This window comes from Streptomyces sp. Edi4 (assembly GCF_040253615.1).
Lineage (GTDB): Bacteria > Actinomycetota > Actinomycetes > Streptomycetales > Streptomycetaceae > Streptomyces.
In genome coordinates this window covers 3,929,037-3,946,028 of the sequence record NZ_JBEJGY010000004.1, presented here as the reverse complement: position 1 = coordinate 3,946,028, position 16,992 = coordinate 3,929,037, and the positions used below count along the sequence as shown (strand labels likewise).

The window sequence follows — 16,992 nt, the reverse complement described above, 5'->3', positions numbered from 1 at the left end:
GCGCGGACGGGGTCTGGGGCGGAGCCCCAGGGACTCCGGCTGCGGACCGTGGGTGGCCGGGGGCGCAGTTCCCCGCGCCCCTAAGCAGGTCGTGCTGGCCCGCACCGGCAACCTCAGCCTGTCATGGGGTCCCCTGGCCCTCAAGGCCTTGGGGGAGTTCGAGGACGAGCGCCCCTCAGGCGCGACACGGGCCCGGGGGCGGAGCCCCAGGGGGTTCGGCTGCGGGCCGTGGGCGCTCCTCGCGCGGTTCCCCGCGCCCCGGCGGGGTTGGCGCTGGCCCGCGTCCGGGACTCCGGCGCGCGGCGTGGTCATCCCTTCGCGCCGCGTGGCAACCCACGTTGGGTCAGCCACGCCCGGTACAGGGGCGAGGCCGACGCCGCCTCCCAGTACGCCGCCTCCAGATCCGCCCCGACCCCCGCCAGCTCACCCCCGTACGCCCCTTCCCGTACCGCCACCACCAGCCGCACCCCCAGCGGATCCCCCCGCAGCGGCCGGATGGCGAAGTCCGCGCGCGGTCGTGACGTCGGCTGGCACAGGGTCACCACCTCGCCCGTGGCGACCAGACCCGCGGCGGTGAGGTAATCCCCGCGCAGGACACGGGGATTGAGCCCCGCCGCGTGCAGGACGCGCCGCAACCCCTCCCACTCGCCCTCCACGCTGGGGTCGACCATCCACTGGTCGTCGGCGAGGTCGGCCAGGTCCACGACGGGGTGACGCGCCGCGGGATGGTCGGCGGCCAGGCACACGAACTGCGGCTCGCGCTCCAGCAGCGTCCGCAGATCGAGCCCCGGCGGCACCCGCAGCGGACAGCCCTCCACCTCGTGCACGAACGCCACGTCCAGCTCACCCGCCGCCACCTGCCGCAGCAGCGCGGTGGCCGAAACCGCCACCTGGAGCTCGGTCTCCGTACCCGGCAGCCGCTCCCGCAACCGCCGCAGCCACCCGGGTATGGCCCGGCTCGCGGTGGACCCGATCCGCAGCCGCCCCGCCCCGCCGGCCCGGGCGGCCGCGGCCCGCGTCTCGGTGACGAGGGCGGTGAGCGCGGCCAGCAGCGGCCGGGCCCGGCCGACCACGCCGAGGCCCAGCACCGTGGGCACACAGCCGGTCCGCTCACGCGAGAACAGGCGCCCGCCCAACGTCCGCTCGATGCGGCGCAGTTGGGTCGTCACGGCGGGCTGGCTCGTACCCAGCGCCCGGGCGGCGCCGTGCAGACTGCCGGCGTCGGCGATGGCGCACAGCACCCGCAGATGTCTCACCTCCAGCTCCATGCGGCCGAGGTTAAGCGGCGCCAAGTGATCACGCCAGATGGCCAAAACCGCACCGATACGAGGGAGTTATCGCACATCGGCATCATTCCCGTACGTCGCTGTGGCCTCCACAATCACCGGGACGACGCCGCGCCGCGACCCACCCGACCGGGGTGCGCGCGTCGGCCGCTCAGCCTTCACCTCACCCGGGTGCGGCCCACCCAGCCGTACACGGATCCCCCACAACGATTGGTGACCCCCCATGAGACACCCCCGCACCTTCGCCGTGACCGCCGCCCTGGGCCTGGCCCTTGCCGGTTTCGGCGCGATCCCCGCCACCGCCGCCACCCCGGCCACCACCGCGCCCACCGCCGTCGGCGCGCACTTCACGGCTTCCGGCAAGCACTCCGCCGCCCATGAGCAGGCGTTCTACGACGCCGTCATGAAGTCGGTCGCCAAGAAGCGCGCCGCCAACCCGCTCGCCGCGTCCGTGACGGTGTACTACAGCACCGCCAACGCGCCCAGCTTCCGCTCGCAGATATCGCAGGCCGCGCAGATCTGGAACTCCTCGGTGCAGAACGTGCGGCTCGCGGAGAGCTCGTCCGGCGCGGACTTCCAGTACTACGAGGGCGACGACCCCCAGGACGGTTCGTACGCCTCGACCGACGGCCACGGCAACGGCTACATCTTCCTGGACTACGGCCAGAACCAGCAGTACTACTCGGTGCGGGTCGTCGCGCACGAGACCGGCCACGTGCTGGGGCTTCCCGACCACTACTCGGGTCCGTGCAGTGAGCTCATGTCCGGCGGTGGGCCCGGCACGTCGTGCCGCAACGCCTACCCCAACAGCACCGAGAGGTCCCAGGTGAACAGCCTCTGGCGCAACGGCCTCGCCTCGGCGTTCAAGCCCGCCGCGTAGGCCTCTGGCAGCATGGGGGGATGCCTTCCAGTGCGTCTCCTCGCCGGTCCTGCCCGTTCTGCGGTCGTGACGTCGCCGTGGTGGCGGGCAGGTTCGTGCGGCACGATCCGCGTACGCGGGGCGCGGGTGAGCTGAGGCTCTGCCCGGGTTCCAAGCGCGGCGCCCCGGCCCCGCTCACCCAGGCCACCCTGGACGGCTTCACCCTGCCCTCCTTCCCGGGCCAACTGCCCTTGTTCTGACGCCTGACGCCTGACCCCCGCCCCGGACCCCGTTCTCAGGGGGCCGGGGCGGTGATGCCTCGGGCGGCGGCGACCTCCTGGCGCAGGGGGGCCAGGACCCCCTCCTCATCACCCGCGAGCGCCGCCCGCACCCCCACCAGCGTCGCACTGCGCCGCAGCCCCCGCGCCAACTCCCGCAGCTGCGCCGCGATGTCCTCCACCTCACCGGCCGGGGGCCACGCCGCGCCGTGGTTGACCCGTACCCGCGCCGCCGTCGTCGCGTCCACGACCCGCTCGACCGCGACGACCAGCGGCCACCACGCCGCCGCCCGCGCCCCCATCGGCGGGGGTTCCGTCAACGCCCGCTGGAATTCGCTGCGTACCGTCGACAGGTCCCGGTAGAGCCGGCGCCGGCGCCGGGCCCGTTCGGTGCGGTCGTCCTCGGATCCGAAGGCGTACTCCACGTAGTCCGCCGTCGCCGCCACCGCGTCCGCGAGCCGCGCCCCGATCCGGGTGTGCCAGCTCTCGGGCCACAGCAGATACCCCGCGATCAGCGCGATCGCGCAGCCGATGAGGCTGTCCCACAGGCGCGGCAGGACCAGGTCGAAGCCCTGGTGGTTCAGGACGTCCGAGAGCAGCAGGATCACGGGCGTGATGGCCGCGGTCTGGAAGGCGTACCCCTTCGCGGAGAACGCCGGGATGAACGCGGCGAGCAGCAGCATCACCGGCACGTCCCACCACCCGCGCGGCACCTCGGCGAGGACGGCCGCCGCGACGAGCAGCCCGCCCGCCGTGCCGACCGCGCGCGTCAGGGCCCGGGCGAACACCGAGCCGAAGTCGGGTTTGAGGACGAAGACGATGGTCAGGGCGACCCAGTACGAGCGCTCCACCGGCACCACCGACACCAGCGCCTGGGCAAGCCCGATGCACAGGGCGAGCCGTAGTCCGTAGCGCCAGGAGGTGGCGGAGAGCAGGACGTCGCGGGTGGCGCGGCGCGCGCGGATGCGCGGGGCGGCGGGACGGCCGAGCCGGTCGTCGAGGGCGGAGTGCTCGGGGTCGGGGTGGTGCACCACGACGAAGGCGTGCCGCAGGGCGGTGTCCAGGGCGCGTTCGGCCGGGGTCGCGGGCGCGGGCAGTGCGGGTACGACGGCGTCGGTGCGGCCCTCCTCGACCGCGTCCGCCAACTGCCGTACGGCGCGCGGGATCGCGGGGTCCACGCCCCAGCCGCGCAGATGCACGGCGGGCGCCGCCTCGACGATCGGGATCACCACGTTGAGCTGGGCGAGCAGCCGTACGAGCTCGCCCCGGCGCCCGTGTTCGCGGGCCCGGCGGCCCAGGATCAGGTCGTAGGTGGTGTTGAGGGAGTGGGTGAGCGCCTGGCGCCGGTCGTCGTACGCCTCGCTCGCGGCCGCCTCGATGGCGTCGGCGGCCGCGCGGTAGGTGCCCGCGACGGCGCCCCGTTCGGGTTCGGTACGCCGAAGGGGCCAGCCGAGCAGACTCAGGAGCAGCACGAACAGGCCGCCCAGGCTGAGCAGCAGGGGCGCCTTCCACCAGGGCCCCGGCATGGGCAGTCCGGCCCCGACCACGGCGTTGAGCAGGAGCAGCAGCCCGGACACGGAGGCGACCGCGCCGATCGAGGAGATCATCCCGGACACCAGCGCGACCAGGGTGAGCGCGGCCACCGCGAGCCAGCCGTGCCCGAAGACCAGGCTGCCCACGGTCACCCCGAGCGCGCCGAACAGCTGCGGCACGGCGATGTTGAGGACCCGCATCCGGTAGGCGTCCGCGGTGTCGCCGATGACGCCGCTGAGCGCGCCCATGGAGGCCAGCGCGCCGTACGCGCTGTTTCCGGTGGCCATCCCGACGGCGAGCGGGGCGGCCATCGCGATGCCGGCGCGGGCGACGGCCGGCCAGGGGATGGGCGCGGGGGCCGGGCGCAGCCCCCCGATGAGCCATTCCGGGGGCACGGGCCGCCCGCTCCGTCCCCCGTCCCGCTCTCGCTTCTGATCAGCCATGAGCACACGACACCGTAAAAAGATCACTTGGTGCAAACAGGACGGCCAACGGCGTCGTAAATGTTGTCCACAGGCTGTGGATTGTTTTCGGGTTTCCGCGCCTCGCGATCAGTACGGCGCGATCGGTACGGCGTGACCGGTTCGGCGTGACCGGCGCCGCCTGGCCGCCGCCGCTCGATCCGCTACCCGCCGTACAGGCCGAGCCCCACGAGCAGCGCCCGGTGGTCCGTGCCGCGCAGGGTGAGAAAGCGCGCGGAGGCCACCTTGAAGTCGCCGCTCACCAGGACGTGGTCGATCTGGGTGCGCAGCGGTGTGGTGCGGTCGGCGGGCCAGGACCAGGCGCGGGCCTGTCCGGTGAGCCGGGCGCTGTCGTGCAGGGCGCCCTCGTCGAGTACGGAACGGAACAGCGCGTGGTCCTGCGTGGCGTTGAAGTCCCCGGCCAGGATGACCGGTCCGCCCCTGGCCGACTTCGCGAACTCCCTTACCCTGCCCAGCTCTTGATGCCACGCCGTGTCGTTCCCGGGCAGCGGCGGCAGGGGGTGCGCCAGCTGGATCCGTACCTCGCGCCCGCCGATGGTGGCGACCGCGCCCGGCATCGCCATCTGTGACGGGATGCGCGCGACCGGCCGGAGCGGGAAACGGCTCAGGATCGCCGAGCCCGCCGAGCCGTCCTCCCGTACGACATCGCGATAGGGGTAGTCCGAGAGCGGCAGCAGCGCGGCGAGCGCGTCGGAGCAGCGGAAGCCGCACTCCTCCACGAACACCAGGCCGGGCTTCTCGCGCCGGACGGCGGCGATCAAACCGTCCGTCGCCCAGCCGAACTCGGTGTTGGAGGTGAGCACCGTGAACTCGGCGCGTATGGATCCCGCGGGCCGCGTCGTGGCGTCACCGTAGGGCTGGGTGTACCAGCCGGTGACCGCGAGCACCGCCACCCCCCACACCATCCCCGTACGCCACCGCCCGAGCGCCACAAGCGCGAGCCCCGCGCCGCCGGGGACGAGCAGCCAGGGCAGGAACGCGAGCGCCTGCGGCACCGGTGTGACGCCGTCCGAGCCGGCGGCCCTGCACCCCACCACCGCGCTGACCCCGGCGAGCACCAGCGCCCCGGCCCACGCGGACACCACCCGCAAGGGACGCCGGCGGCGGCCGCCGGTCACCTCGTGGTCCGCCAGGGTCCCGGTCTCCAAGGTGTCCAAGGCGGCGTGCCTCCCGCTAGCCGGTCACAGCGTTCGCATCCTCCCTCACGGACGGCCCGGCGGCCGGGACGGTTGCTCAAGCCTTTGCCCGCGCCGGAGCCGGCTTCGGCGGCCACCCATCAGCGGACCGGCGAGCCAGCCCACGAGGGCCAGCGCGAGACCGGACGCGAGCAGGGTCCACGCCGCCGTGCTCACCAGGGCGCTGAGCACGTCGTAGACCGCGCCCGCCGCCGAGGGATCCGAACCGGCGGGAAGCCCGTCGAGCGTGCGGGACCTGCCGACGGCGACCAGCACCCGCAGGGCCGCCGCGCCGGCCGCGAGCCCGACCCCCACCCCGATCAGGGCGCGACGGCAGCGCACCGCGAGGGGCGCCGGTCCGGCCGGAGGGAGGCCGGTGTCTTCCACGGTGTCTTCCACGGAAATCCAATTCGCCGACGCGCGGATTACGGGTACGCGCGCACGCGTCCACGTAATCCCGGGTTGCCCATCGGCGCGCGCGGGTGTGCGCTGGATGGGGGACGCAGGTCCCTGTCCCGGCAAGCGGAAGGAGTGCCGCCATGGCCGCACACGCTTCGGTACCCGCCACGAGCTCGAGCCGCCGCCGCACGGCTCACCACCTCGGCAGAGCCACCCTCGCGGTCCCGGTCGTCCTGGGCGTGGCGTACGGCATCTGGGCCGCCGCCATCCAGCGCAACGGCGGCAGCGGCGTGCTCACCGGCGGCCAGATCGTCCTGGGCGTCGTGTCCGGCCTCGTCCTGATCGTCCTCGGTATCGGGCTGCTGCGCGTCCAGTCCGCGCTGCCCCGCGAGCTCCGCGCGGCCGCCTACGCCACGCTCTTCGGCGGCGCGATGGGCTTTCTGTACAGCCTGGCCGACCACAGCGTCCTGCGCTCGTCCGGGATCGGCGCGATCTGGGGCGGCGCGATGTTCCTCGTCTCGTTCTACGTCTTCTACACACACGAGGACTGAGCGAGCGACGCGAGGACTCAGCCACACGAAGACTGAGCGACACGAGGACGGGGCGACACGAGGACGGGGCGACACGAGTACGGGCGGCAGCGCCCGGCGCGGCACCGGGGTCCCGCCTCGGCACCGCGGCCCGCGCCTCGGCACCGCGGCCCGCGCCTCGGCACCGCGCGGCCCGTCGCCTCGGCACCAAGGCGCCCGGCGCGGCACCAAGGCAGCCGCCTCGGCACCGGGGTCCCGTCGCTCGGCCCTGGGCGTCCGCGCCCTGCCCGGCTACAGTGGAGCCATGTCGTACGCGTCGCGGTGTCGCACCCACCTCTGCTGGTGGCGCTCCTTCTAGGAGCGGCCACGACGCACGTACGCCATCGCCAGCGGGCCGTTCCCTCAGTGGACGGCCCCTTTTTGTTGCCCTCGCCGCAGCCGCAGTGGGCGCCGTCCCGGCCCGCCCCCGCCACCCACTGCCTCCCGAGGAGCCACGATGACCACGACCCCGCAGATGCTGACGTCCCCCACCGCCACCCCCGCCGCCCCGGTCGCCCCCGCCACCCCCGACCGCGTCCTGACCGGCGACCGCCCCACCGGCCCCCTCCACCTCGGCCACTACTTCGGCACCCTGCGCAACCGGGTCCGGCTCCAGAACGAGGGCGTCGACCTCTTCCTCGTCATCCCCGACTACCAGGTGCTCACCGACCGCGACGTCGCCGAGCACCTGGGCGAGCACGTGGAGGGCCTGGTCCTGGACTACCTCGCCGCAGGCGTCGACGCGGACCGCGCCACGATCTTCACGCACAGCGCGGTCCCCGCCCTCAACCAGTTGCTCCTGCCCTTCCTGAGCCTGGTCTCGGTCGCCGAGCTCGGCCGCAACCCCACCGTCAAGGACGAGATCGCCCACTCCCGCCAGGCGGCGGTCTCCGGCCTCATGTACACCTACCCCGCCCACCAGGCCGCCGACATCCTGTTCTGCAAGGCGACCCTGGTCCCGGTCGGCCGCGACCAGGAGCCGCACCTGGAGCTGACCCGCACGATCGCCCGGCGCTTCAACGAGCGCTACGGCCCGGTCTTCCCCGAGCCCCGTACGCTGCTCTCCGAGGCGCCGCTGCTGCTCGGCACGGACGGTACGAAGATGAGCAAGAGCCGCGCCAACTCCCTTGTGCTGAAGGCGACTTCCGACGAGACGGCGCGCCTGATCCGGGGCGCGAAGACGGACGCGACCCGGCTCATCTCCTACGACCCCGAGCACCGCCCCGAGGTGAGCAACCTCGTGCTGCTCGCCGCGCTCTGCCAGGACCGGGATCCGCACGAGGTGGCGGCCGAGATCGGCACGGGGGGCGCCGCCGCGCTGAAGGCGACGGTGACCGAGGCCGTCAACACCTACTTCGCCCCGCTCCGCGCCAGGCGCGCCGAGTACGCCCAGGACCTGGGCCACGTGAGGCAGTTGCTGCGCGAGGGCAACAGGCGGGCGAACGAGGTGGCCGAGAAAACGTTGACGGAGGTCCGCGAGGCGATGGGCACCACCTACTGAGCCGCCCAGCCCCGGACGCTCAGGGGCGCGGGGAACCGGGCGACCAGAGCGCACCCACCCGCGCCCCGCCCGTGGGTTCCTAGACTGGGTGCGCGAGGACCCGGATCCGAAGGACAGGGCGGCGACGATGGCTGAACAGCGCAGGGGCGTGCGCATGCGGTGGCTCGTGCTGCCCGCGGCCGCACTGATGGCCTGGGGATGCGTACGCGGCGGCGGCGCGGGCCCGGGCTCGGCGGGCCCGCCCTCCCGCACCCCCGCCCCCGCCTCCACCGCGTCGGCGAACCCCTCCCCGAGCCCGTCCCCGAACGGCGCCTACGACCCCGCCGCGTTCGCGCCGCAGGTGCGTACGTACGCGAAGAAGGCCGGGATCAGCGCCCAGCTCCTGATGGCCATCCTCTACAACGAGGCCTACAAGCCGCACGACCCCGCCTTCGAGCGGAGCTGGCAGAAGTACAAGCCGGACGCCGCCTTCGGCATCGCGAACATGCACCGGGCCGCCTTCGACCAGACCAAGCGCGGGCGGGACTTCGCCGCCCGCAGCTGGGAGGAGCTGCCCGACGACCGCGCCCTCGCGGTCGAGGCGGCGGCCTGGTACCTGCACGACATGTCCGCGCAGCTGCCCGCGCACTGGCAGGGCCCGTACTCGCGCGAGGAGCTGATGGCGCTCGGCTACAACGCCGGCGGCGGCAACATGGCTGCGTTCGCGCGGGGAGCGAAGCCGGGGAGCCAGGCGTCGGACTATCTGTCTCGGCTGCGGGACAACTGGAGCAAGGCCGGCAAGGCGGTCGGCTAGGGGGCGTCTGGTGGATCAGCGCCGCATCCCCGGCCATGGTCCATCAGGCACCCCCTAGCGCGGCGGCCGCGCGACACCGAGCACCCGCAGGGCGTGGGCGAGCGAGACCATCGTCATGTGGTGGTGCCAGCCACGGAAGGACCGCCCCTCGAAGTCCCGCAGACCCAGCGGCTGAGCGACCTCGGCCAAGTCGCGTTCCACCCGGCGGCCGAGCATCGCGGTGCGGAAGAGCGCGCCCGGCTGCGAGGGGTCCACATTGGTGAGCCAGAACGCGTCCGGCTCCGCCCGGCCGGCTGTCGTCCACGCGGCGAGCAGGGTCAACTCCTGGGTGCGGCCGGACGCTCGTCGGTCCCGCGGAACGGCCGGGGCGACGCCCACCGAGGTGGCGCGCAGCGTGCCGGTGGCGTGGTCGAACCACTCCGCGGGCATCCGGCGTCCGTTCAGCACCGCGAGGAGGCTGGGCCGCCCCGCGCCGCGCGGACCGGTGACCGCCGCCCCGACGCGTACGACAAACGGAAGCTGACGCGCCGTCAACTGCGCGCAGACGCCGTACGGATCGCAGTGCCGCAGATCCATCACGACAGGGCGGGCCCGCAGACCCCACCCTTCGGTCATCTCGGCGAGCGAACCGATCGCGCACCGTTCCGGCGGACAGGCGCCCACCCCGTCCGGTATGGCGGCGCGTTCGCGCAGCCCGGCCTCCTCGCTCCAGCACGCGGGCAGCGCGATGCGCCAGTCGACGGGGCAGCTCGCCCGGTCCGATGCCAGCCAAATGCCGCTGGCGCGCTGGCAGTTGACGACGCGTCCGTACTGCGGCACGAACTGCCGTTGTACGCCCACCGAGTGGCGCCCCTCCTTGGTGATGACCAGGGGCCGCACCACCCAGGCACGCGGCTGCGCCCGCTCGTCGAAGAGCCGGGCCACTTCCGCGCGGACCGGCGCGGAGCCCCACGGGGACTTGCTGATGAACTGGTACAGGCTCTGCTCGGCGCTGCCACCGCCATTGCCGCTTCCGCTTCCGCCTGCGCCCCCGGCGCCGGCGAGCGCCCGCATGGTCTTCTTCCCCTCGACCGAGAGCAGCCCGCGCACATACGCCTCGCCCCAGCGCCGTTGATCCGCGCGCGGAAGGGAGGCGAGCGTACGGCGGAGCAATTTGGCGACGGCATCCGATGAAACCGCTTCCGACGGGATCGCATCCGATGGTTCCGATGACTCCGATGCATCCGATGCATCCGGTGGAATACCGTCGGAAATTCCCTGTCCGGTTCCGGAAACCAAAACGACCATGTCCAGCCCCCTCCACGATAAAGCGGAACGCGTCGAAACCGCGGCGCGGCCGGAGTCCGAACGGTCTCCACGGCACCGACCCGCGTCACACGAATCGACCGGACGCCCCACACCGGCCGATGAGCCACCCGGGCCGCGTCGCGCGGCCCAGGCCGAAGCCAGGGACCGCCAGGACGCCGACCCCGGGGTTCCCCCGGCACCCCCTCGCTCCCCAGGACGGAAAATCCGACGGGCTATCCGACGGGCTATCCGGCGCGGTGACCGGCTGGGTGTCCCGCAGGGGATCCGGCGCGGTGTCCGCCTTGGGATCCGGCGGGGTATCCCGCAGGGGATCCGGCGCGGTGTCCGCCTTGGGATCCGGCGGGGTATCCCGCAGGGGATCCGGCGCGGTGTCCGCCTTGGTGTCCGGCGCGGTGACCGGCTGGGTGTCCCGCAGGGGATCCGGCGCGGTGTCCGGCTGGGCGTCCCGCAGGGAATCCGGCGGCGAGGTATCCGGCAGGGTGTCCCGCAGAGAATCCTGTGGGACGGTATTCGGTCCGGTGGGGACTTTCTTAGCCGTTCCTTGGTTGATATTCATGACGGCCTCCCCTAGGTCCCCTGCTTCTTTCCCTGCCTTCCGTTGACTTCCGTTCCGGAAGGCTCCCCGAGTACCCCGAGCCCCCCGGGCATTTCGTCAGCAGAAGCATCCCGCAGAAAAACACCCGCGCTCGGTTCTCGCTGGCATCATGATTACGCAATGCGAAAACAAGAAGGGGAGGCACATGTGCGGAAATCCTGACATCGCGGCACAAGGCGCTGTGCCGCGCCCCTGCGACTGGGGACTCGAGCGGTACCGCGAGGCGCTGGCCGAGGGGCCCATAGGGGGTGAAATCCCCGCATGCCTGCGGGAGTTGGGCCTGCTGCGTCCACTGGCCGAAACGCCGACGGTGTGGGCGGCGGTGCCGCCGGACATCGCCGCCGGCGCGCTCGTACGCCCCTTGGAGCGTTCGGTGCTCGACCAGCAGCACGCCATCGCGGTGGTCCAGGAGGCCGTCTCGCTCGCCGAGGACGTCTACCGCGACGAGCACCGGGACGCCGCGATCCCGCTGAGGCTGCTGCACGGCGCCGACCTCATCCAGTCCGTGCTGCTGCGGGCCAGGGACGACTGCGTATCGGAGATGCTGACCGCGCAGCCGGGCGGCTCGCGCGATCCCTCGGCGCTCCAGCGCACCCTGCCGCAGGAGATCGCGATGTCCCTGCGCGGGGTCAAACAGCGCACCCTCTACCAGCACACCGTGCGCGCCCACGGACCCACGCTCGCCTACATCGAGCAGATCGCGGCGGCGGGCGCAGAGGTGCGTACGCTCAACGAACTCTTCGACCGACTGATCGTCTTCGACCGCCGGCTCGCCCTGATCCCCGACCCCCGGCACGAGCTCAGGACCACGGCGCTCCTCATCGAGCACCCGGCGGTGGTGGGGTACCTGGTCAAGGTCTTCGACCACGCCTGGGCGCGCGCCGAGCCGGTCACGATGACCGCCGAGCAGGCGCGGCCCCGCCTGATGACCGACGAGACCCGGCGCGCGGTGCTGCGTCTCATGGTCGAGGGGCACACGGACGCGGTCATCGGCACCCGGATCGGCATCAGCACCCGTACGGTCTCCACCCACATCAAGAAGGCGTCGGAGCTGTTCGGCAGCCGCAGCCGGGCCCAACTCGCCTATCTGCTGGCCCAGTCGGGGACCCTGGAGGACGGACCGGCGCGACCCGCCGCGACGACCGTCTGAGGCCAACGCCCCCACCGGGGCCGGGCGCTGGAGGTCAGGAAGTACGTGCCCGATCCTTGGCCGCCGTCCCGACCCGGCGCGACGCTGCCGTCCATGACAACCGAGAGCATCGACGCCACTCCCGTGGCGGCCGCCGGGGCGGCGCGGACCGGGCCACCCGCCGCGCCGCCGCGTACCGCCGGCCGCTTCCTCGGGATCGCGGTCGGCAACTTCCTCGTCCTGATGGATGCGTCCATCCTGAACGTCGCCCTCCCCGACCTGCGCCAGGGTCTGCACGCCTCGACGGGCGCGCTGGCGTGGACGGTCGACGCGTACACCGTCGTCTTCGCGGGCCTCATGCTGGCCTCCGGCTCGTTCGCGGACCGTTTCGGCCCGCGCCGCGTCTACCGGGCGTCCCTGATCGGGTTCGGCGTCGTCTCGCTGCTGTGCGCGCTGGCGGGCTCGGCCGGGCTGCTCATCACGGGCCGCGCCCTGCTCGGCGTCGCGGCGGCGGGCCTCGTGCCGGCCTCGCTGGCGCTGCTCGCCGGGCTCTACCCCGACCCCGCCGGACGGGCGCGCGCGGTGGGCGCGTGGGCGGCGGTCAGCGCGCTCGGCCTGGTCTGCGGGCCGGTGCTCGGCGGCGCTCTGGTCGCGCTCGGCGGCTGGCAGCTCGTCTTCCTGGTCAACCCGCCCATCGCGCTGGTGACCTGGTTCGCCGCGCGTGGCTTTCCCGCCGACGCCAAGCGCCCGCACCGGCCGGTCGACGCGCCCGGCCTCGTGCTGTCCATCGTGGGCCTCGGCACGCTGACGTACGGGCTCGTCGAGGGCGGCACCTCGGGCTGGGGCGGGCCGGCGCCGGTCGTCGAGGTGGCCGTGGCCGCCGTCGCGTTCGTCGCCCTCGCGCTGGTGGAACGCCGGGCCGCGTTCCCCGCGCTGCCACCCGCGCTGCTCGTACGGCCCCGGGTGCGGGCCGCCATGATCGCCGGGGGCGCCGCGTCCTTCGTCTTCTACGGGCTGCTCTACGCGATGACCCAGTGGATGGTCGACGAGCGCTCCCTCTCGCCCCTGCGGACCGGACTCGCCTTCCTGCCGATGACGCTGCCGCTCGCGGTGCTGCCGCTGTTCACGGGCCGGCTTGTGGCCCGGGTCGGCACGCGTCCGCTGATCGTGTTCGGGCTCGTGTGCGGTCTGCTGTCCGGGGTGATCCTGGCGTTCTCGGGCACCGAGACCCCGTTCGCGCTGCTCGTCGCCGCGCAGCTGATGCTGGCGCTCGGCTCCACGACGGCGATCCCGGCCTCGACGGCCGACGTGGCGATGACGGCGCCGGCCGAGTACGCGGCCACGGCACAGGGGGCGCTCAACGCGTCCCGGCAGGCCGGGTCCGCGCTCGGCGTGGCGGTGCTCGGCACGCTGGTCTCCATGCACCGCATAGGCCTGACCGTCGCGTCGTTCGCGACCCTGGCCCTGCTCGCGGTCCTGACCCTCTTCACCCGCGCGAGCCGCGAGAACCCCACGGGGACGGATCAGGCTATGGGGGCTGGAACGAGCCGGGCGACCGCCTCGGCGGGTTCGACCTCCCCGCCGCTCACGCCGCCGCAGTAAGACGAGCTGTCAGGAGGTCTGTCACCCGGGCGTCCAGATCGTAGATGCGCGAGGAGAGCATCCGGCAGCGGTCGAGCGCCGCGCGCGACCAGGACCGGGCGTTCAGGTGGACGCAGCGAGCCAGTGACATGAAGCTGTCCGATGACTCGTGCAGGAGTCGGGCCAGGTTGAGGTCCCGCTCCGGCGCGTACGGCGAGCGTCCTTCGTCGGCCTCTCGTGTCAGAACGCTTGCGAGCAGCCGTCGATCGCCGGCGACCTGGCGTTGCAACGGGCCGGCGACACGCATGTGGAGGTGCCGGGGGTGACGCGACACCTCTTCGATCACCTCCGGCAGGGACTTGATGCCCGCGAGGCCGCGGCCGGCTCCGTCCGGTTCGCCCAGCCGGCGCACCGAGCGGGTCAGCAGCGCGCGCAGCTCGGTGTCCCAATCGGCCGCCGGGGAGGCGACGTCAAAGACGAGCAGGGGAGCCCCCGCCATGCCCTGACGCAGTTCGTCCAGGGGGACCGTGCCCCGGTGCTCCGTGAATCCGGCGCTCTTACGGCTGTTGCGGTCCGCGATCCCCGCCGTGTCCCTGCCGAGGCTGTGCACGATGAGAGTGTGCGGGTAGCCCACGAACGGGACCCGGTAGAACTCCGAATGCCGCATCTCGGACAGGTTGGGGGAAAGGGGAACGGCGTGGCCCCGCTCGAGTTCCGCGCGGACCCGGTCGAGGGCCGCCTCCGGTGCCGGGGACGCGGCGACCCAGGAGGCGGAGAGACCCCGCTGGAAGCTGGGGTTGTGGTAGTCCGTCTCAAGGCCGCCGTACAAGGTCACCACGTTGCCGTCCGCGTCCCGTTCCACGGCGAAGTCCAGTGGCTGAGCCAGTGCTCGCACCGTGTCGTGGAGGCCTGAGGCGTACAGACAGTCGCGCAGACAGTGGAGCCAGCAGGACAGGCGGTGCTGCGAGATGCCCTCCAGGTCGTCGAGCGTGTCCCCGAGGAACGGAAACGCCCTCCGCTCGGTGAGGGCCGTCACGCGGCGGCTGCGGCAGGCTTGCGGGCTCCGGCCACCAGGGGTACGGCCAGGACCGCGACCGGCAGAGCCATCGCCGCCCCGACCAGAATGCCGCTCCAGGCCACACCCACGGCGGCGGCAGCCCCGCCGACGGTCGTGCCGACCACGAGGAAGACGTCGGACAGCGGGACCAGGGTCGCGTAGTAGCGCCCGTTCAGCTCCACGGGAAGACGCTTCTGCACCTCAGCGAAGTACACCACCGAGGCGATGGACTCGAAGACGCCGGCCACGAACAGCAGAGCAAGCGCGACGACGGCGTTGCCCGCCACGCACAACGCGACCCAGCACAGGCCTTCCAGGACGTTTCCGAGAAGGTAGACCAAGCCCTGGTTCCAGCCGCGGAACCGAGCCGCGACCACCGCCCCGACCGCGCCGCCGAAGCCCATCGCGGCCAGCAGGTAGCCGAACATCGCCGGTACCCCGGCGAAGTGCTCCCAGGCGTACGAAGCCAGGAAGGTGCGCCCGAGCCCCAGCGCGATCATGTACGTGAAGGCGGTGAGGGTCAGCGAGGCCAGCCGGGCGTCGCCGCGCACCATCCGGGTGAGGCTCGCGGCGCCCTGAACCAGTGAACGCACCCATATCGCGAGCCAGTTGGCGCGGCCATCGCGCGAGGTGGCCGTGTCGGCCGGCCCGGCGGCGACGGCTCGGGCGGCGCGCGGCAGCCCGACGAGCAGAAGAGCGGCCCCGGCCGCGGTGACGGCTTCCACACCGAACAGCGCGTTCAGGCCGAGTCCCGCGGCAGTGACACCGGCCAGGGCGGGGCCGAGCAGCTTGGGGATGCGCTCGGCGGCGACGATGAGCCCGTTGCCCTCCAGTTCGCTTCCCTGCGGGATCACGTGCGGGCGAAGCGCCATGGTGGCGGGAAAGCTGAACATGTAGCCGACGCCGATGGCCAGCGCCAGGGCCTGGATCTGCCACATGGCCGTGGTGAAGGGGAACAGCGCCGCGATGAGCCCACTGGCCAGGGCGGCCGTCATGGCGACCTTTCGCGGGTCGCGGCGATCGACGATCTGGCCCGCCAGCGGTCCGAGCAGGATGTTGGGCAGGAAACGCACCGCGAGCGTGGCACCTGCCTCGAGCCCGATCCCGTACTGCCGGATCACCAGCAGCGGTAGGCCCACGGTGGTCATCGCCGAGCCGAGTTCCAGAACGAAGAGGGACGCGATGAGCCGCAAGGCGCCGGGAGTTTTCAGCATGTGGATGAAACCGGCCGCAGAGCGCTGCCCGGCGTCTCCGCGCTCCTCTGAAGCACGTTCTGCGGTGTGCGCGGACATGCGTTCCCTTCGTCGTGGTGAAAACAAGGATGGGCCCAGTGGCGGGCACCGGGCCACGCGTTTTACGCGGCGAGACCGGGGGCCTCGGCCGCGGGTGGCGGTCGCTGTTTGCGCAGTTCCCCGCGCCCCTGGCGGGGTTTGTGCTGGCCCGTGGGCTGCCTCGGGGCCAGGGCTCATGCTGGCCTGCGCAGGCAACCTCAGCCTGTCCGGCGATTGAGGACGAGCGCGTTCAGCGCGATCGGGGTCTGGGGCGGAGCCCCAGGGACCCCGGCTGCGGACCGTGCGTGGCTGAGCGCAGTTCCCCGCGCCCCTGGCGGGCTGGGGGCTGGCCCGGGTGGGTATCGCGGCCCTGGCGGGGCTGGGCGGCTAGCCCGGGTGGTGGCCTGTGCACAGGCGGGCGTGGGTGAGGTCCGCGCATGCCTCGGCCGCGCCGGGGTCGGGCGCCACCAGCATCGGGCTCTCCGCGTCCGCCCCCGTCGCGCTGTCCCGCACCTCCGACCAGACCGTGTCGCAGGACGGACTGAACCGGAGCCGCACGGCGTACGACGCCGTCGTCACGGCGCTCTGCGTACGGGCATCCGTACGGCACGGCGAGGTGTCGGGATCGGCGCCCTCGCAGCTCGCCCCCCGGCAGGCGGCGGGCGCGGGAGCCGGCCCGGCCCGGTGCGCGGCGGCCGCCCACGTGGCACTCCCCACCAGGGCCAGCGCGGCCGCGACGGTCACCGTACGCCGGTGCCGCAGCCACCGGCGCGGCACGGACCCGGCCACGACAGACGGCGGCGGCGCGGGCGGAGTCGGCGGAAGCGGCGGCTGCGGGGGCCGGGCCGCCCGGTCCCAGAGTTCGAGCAGACGCGCGTGCTGCTCGGCGCCCCCCAGGGCGCCCAACGCGTCGACCGCGTCACGCGGCGGAAGACCGTCCCCGTTGAGATACCGGTGCCACGCCGACTTGCTGTACGCGGTGCGGGCGCCCAGACCCGCAAGACTCAGGCCCGCCGTCTGCTTGAGGTGCCTCAACTCCTCGACAAGCAGCCGCCTTTCGGGCCGGGTCGACTCGGGCAACGGTCGCCACTGGGCCACGCGGTCCCTCCCAGAAGTCCACAAAGTCCCGTTCGCATGCCATCTGTACCCCTGTGGGGCCGGAACCAAGCTCCGGCC

General features: G+C 73.2%; 15 protein-coding genes. 7 read left to right on the top strand and 8 right to left on the bottom strand.

What is annotated here, in order from left to right; genetic code table 11:
* Positions 1–308: 308 nt before the first annotated feature.
* A complete protein-coding gene (locus tag ABR738_RS19900; RefSeq protein ID WP_350231335.1) occupies positions 309–1,268 on the bottom strand; it encodes a LysR family transcriptional regulator in 960 nt (319 codons plus the stop codon).
* A gap of 241 nt (positions 1,269–1,509) precedes the next feature.
* On the opposite strand from ABR738_RS19900, the gene snpA reads away from it, so the two are divergent.
* Together snpA and ABR738_RS19890 are read left to right on the top strand one after the other, a co-directional pair.
* Positions 1,510–2,166 carry a snapalysin gene (snpA, locus tag ABR738_RS19895; RefSeq protein ID WP_350231334.1) on the top strand — a complete coding sequence of 219 codons (657 nt, stop codon included), beginning with the start codon at positions 1,510–1,512 and terminating at the stop codon, positions 2,164–2,166.
* A gap of 20 nt (positions 2,167–2,186) precedes the next feature.
* Complete coding sequence (locus ABR738_RS19890) at positions 2,187–2,405, top strand: hypothetical protein (protein WP_350231333.1); 219 nt, start codon at positions 2,187–2,189, stop codon at positions 2,403–2,405.
* Positions 2,406–2,440: 35 nt separating this feature from the next.
* Here the strand turns inward: ABR738_RS19890 and ABR738_RS19885 are convergent, their stop codons facing one another.
* From ABR738_RS19885 to ABR738_RS19875, 3 genes are all read right to left on the bottom strand, one after another.
* Positions 2,441–4,399: an FUSC family protein gene (locus tag ABR738_RS19885; RefSeq protein WP_350231332.1), complete on the bottom strand. Its 1,959-nt coding sequence runs from the start codon at positions 4,397–4,399 to the stop codon at positions 2,441–2,443.
* A gap of 182 nt (positions 4,400–4,581) precedes the next feature.
* Positions 4,582–5,595 (bottom strand): endonuclease/exonuclease/phosphatase family protein, encoded by a 1,014-nt coding sequence (locus tag ABR738_RS19880; protein ID WP_350231331.1) that lies wholly within the window; start codon positions 5,593–5,595, stop codon positions 4,582–4,584.
* 45 nt (positions 5,596–5,640) lie between these two features.
* Complete coding sequence (locus ABR738_RS19875) at positions 5,641–6,000, bottom strand: hypothetical protein (protein WP_350231330.1); 360 nt, start codon at positions 5,998–6,000, stop codon at positions 5,641–5,643.
* A gap of 152 nt (positions 6,001–6,152) precedes the next feature.
* Between ABR738_RS19875 and ABR738_RS19870 the strand changes: the two genes are divergently transcribed.
* From ABR738_RS19870 to ABR738_RS19860, 3 genes are all read left to right on the top strand, one after another.
* Positions 6,153–6,563 (top strand): hypothetical protein, encoded by a 411-nt coding sequence (locus tag ABR738_RS19870; RefSeq protein WP_350231329.1) that lies wholly within the window; start codon positions 6,153–6,155, stop codon positions 6,561–6,563.
* 493 nt (positions 6,564–7,056) lie between these two features.
* Positions 7,057–8,082 (top strand): tryptophan--tRNA ligase, encoded by a 1,026-nt coding sequence (gene trpS / locus ABR738_RS19865; RefSeq protein WP_350234662.1) that lies wholly within the window; start codon positions 7,057–7,059, stop codon positions 8,080–8,082.
* A 127-nt stretch (positions 8,083–8,209) separates the two neighbouring features.
* Complete coding sequence (locus tag ABR738_RS19860) at positions 8,210–8,875, top strand: transglycosylase SLT domain-containing protein (protein ID WP_350231328.1); 666 nt, start codon at positions 8,210–8,212, stop codon at positions 8,873–8,875.
* A 54-nt stretch (positions 8,876–8,929) separates the two neighbouring features.
* Here the strand turns inward: ABR738_RS19860 and ABR738_RS19855 are convergent, their stop codons facing one another.
* Positions 8,930–10,066 (bottom strand): IS701 family transposase, encoded by a 1,137-nt coding sequence (locus ABR738_RS19855; RefSeq protein WP_502964230.1) that lies wholly within the window; start codon positions 10,064–10,066, stop codon positions 8,930–8,932.
* 857 nt (positions 10,067–10,923) lie between these two features.
* On the opposite strand from ABR738_RS19855, the gene ABR738_RS19850 reads away from it, so the two are divergent.
* A complete protein-coding gene (locus ABR738_RS19850; protein ID WP_350231326.1) occupies positions 10,924–11,928 on the top strand; it encodes a helix-turn-helix transcriptional regulator in 1,005 nt (334 codons plus the stop codon).
* A gap of 93 nt (positions 11,929–12,021) precedes the next feature.
* Positions 12,022–13,509 (top strand): MFS transporter, encoded by a 1,488-nt coding sequence (locus tag ABR738_RS19845; RefSeq protein ID WP_350231325.1) that lies wholly within the window; start codon positions 12,022–12,024, stop codon positions 13,507–13,509.
* Here the strand turns inward: ABR738_RS19845 and ABR738_RS19840 are convergent.
* The 3 genes from ABR738_RS19840 to ABR738_RS19830 form a co-directional block, all read right to left on the bottom strand.
* Positions 13,493–14,524: a hypothetical protein gene (locus tag ABR738_RS19840; protein WP_350231324.1), complete on the bottom strand. Its 1,032-nt coding sequence runs from the start codon at positions 14,522–14,524 to the stop codon at positions 13,493–13,495. The two genes, ABR738_RS19845 and ABR738_RS19840, sit on opposite strands and share 17 nt — an antisense overlap.
* Positions 14,521–15,837, bottom strand: coding sequence for an MFS transporter (locus ABR738_RS19835; RefSeq protein ID WP_350231323.1), 1,317 nt, complete (start codon positions 15,835–15,837; stop codon positions 14,521–14,523). Before ABR738_RS19835 ends, ABR738_RS19840 begins: the two co-directional genes overlap by 4 nt.
* Before the next feature lie 366 nt (positions 15,838–16,203).
* Positions 16,204–16,914, bottom strand: a complete 711-nt coding sequence (locus ABR738_RS19830) for a helix-turn-helix domain-containing protein (protein WP_350231322.1) — start codon at positions 16,912–16,914, stop codon at positions 16,204–16,206.
* Positions 16,915–16,992 lie beyond the last annotated feature (78 nt).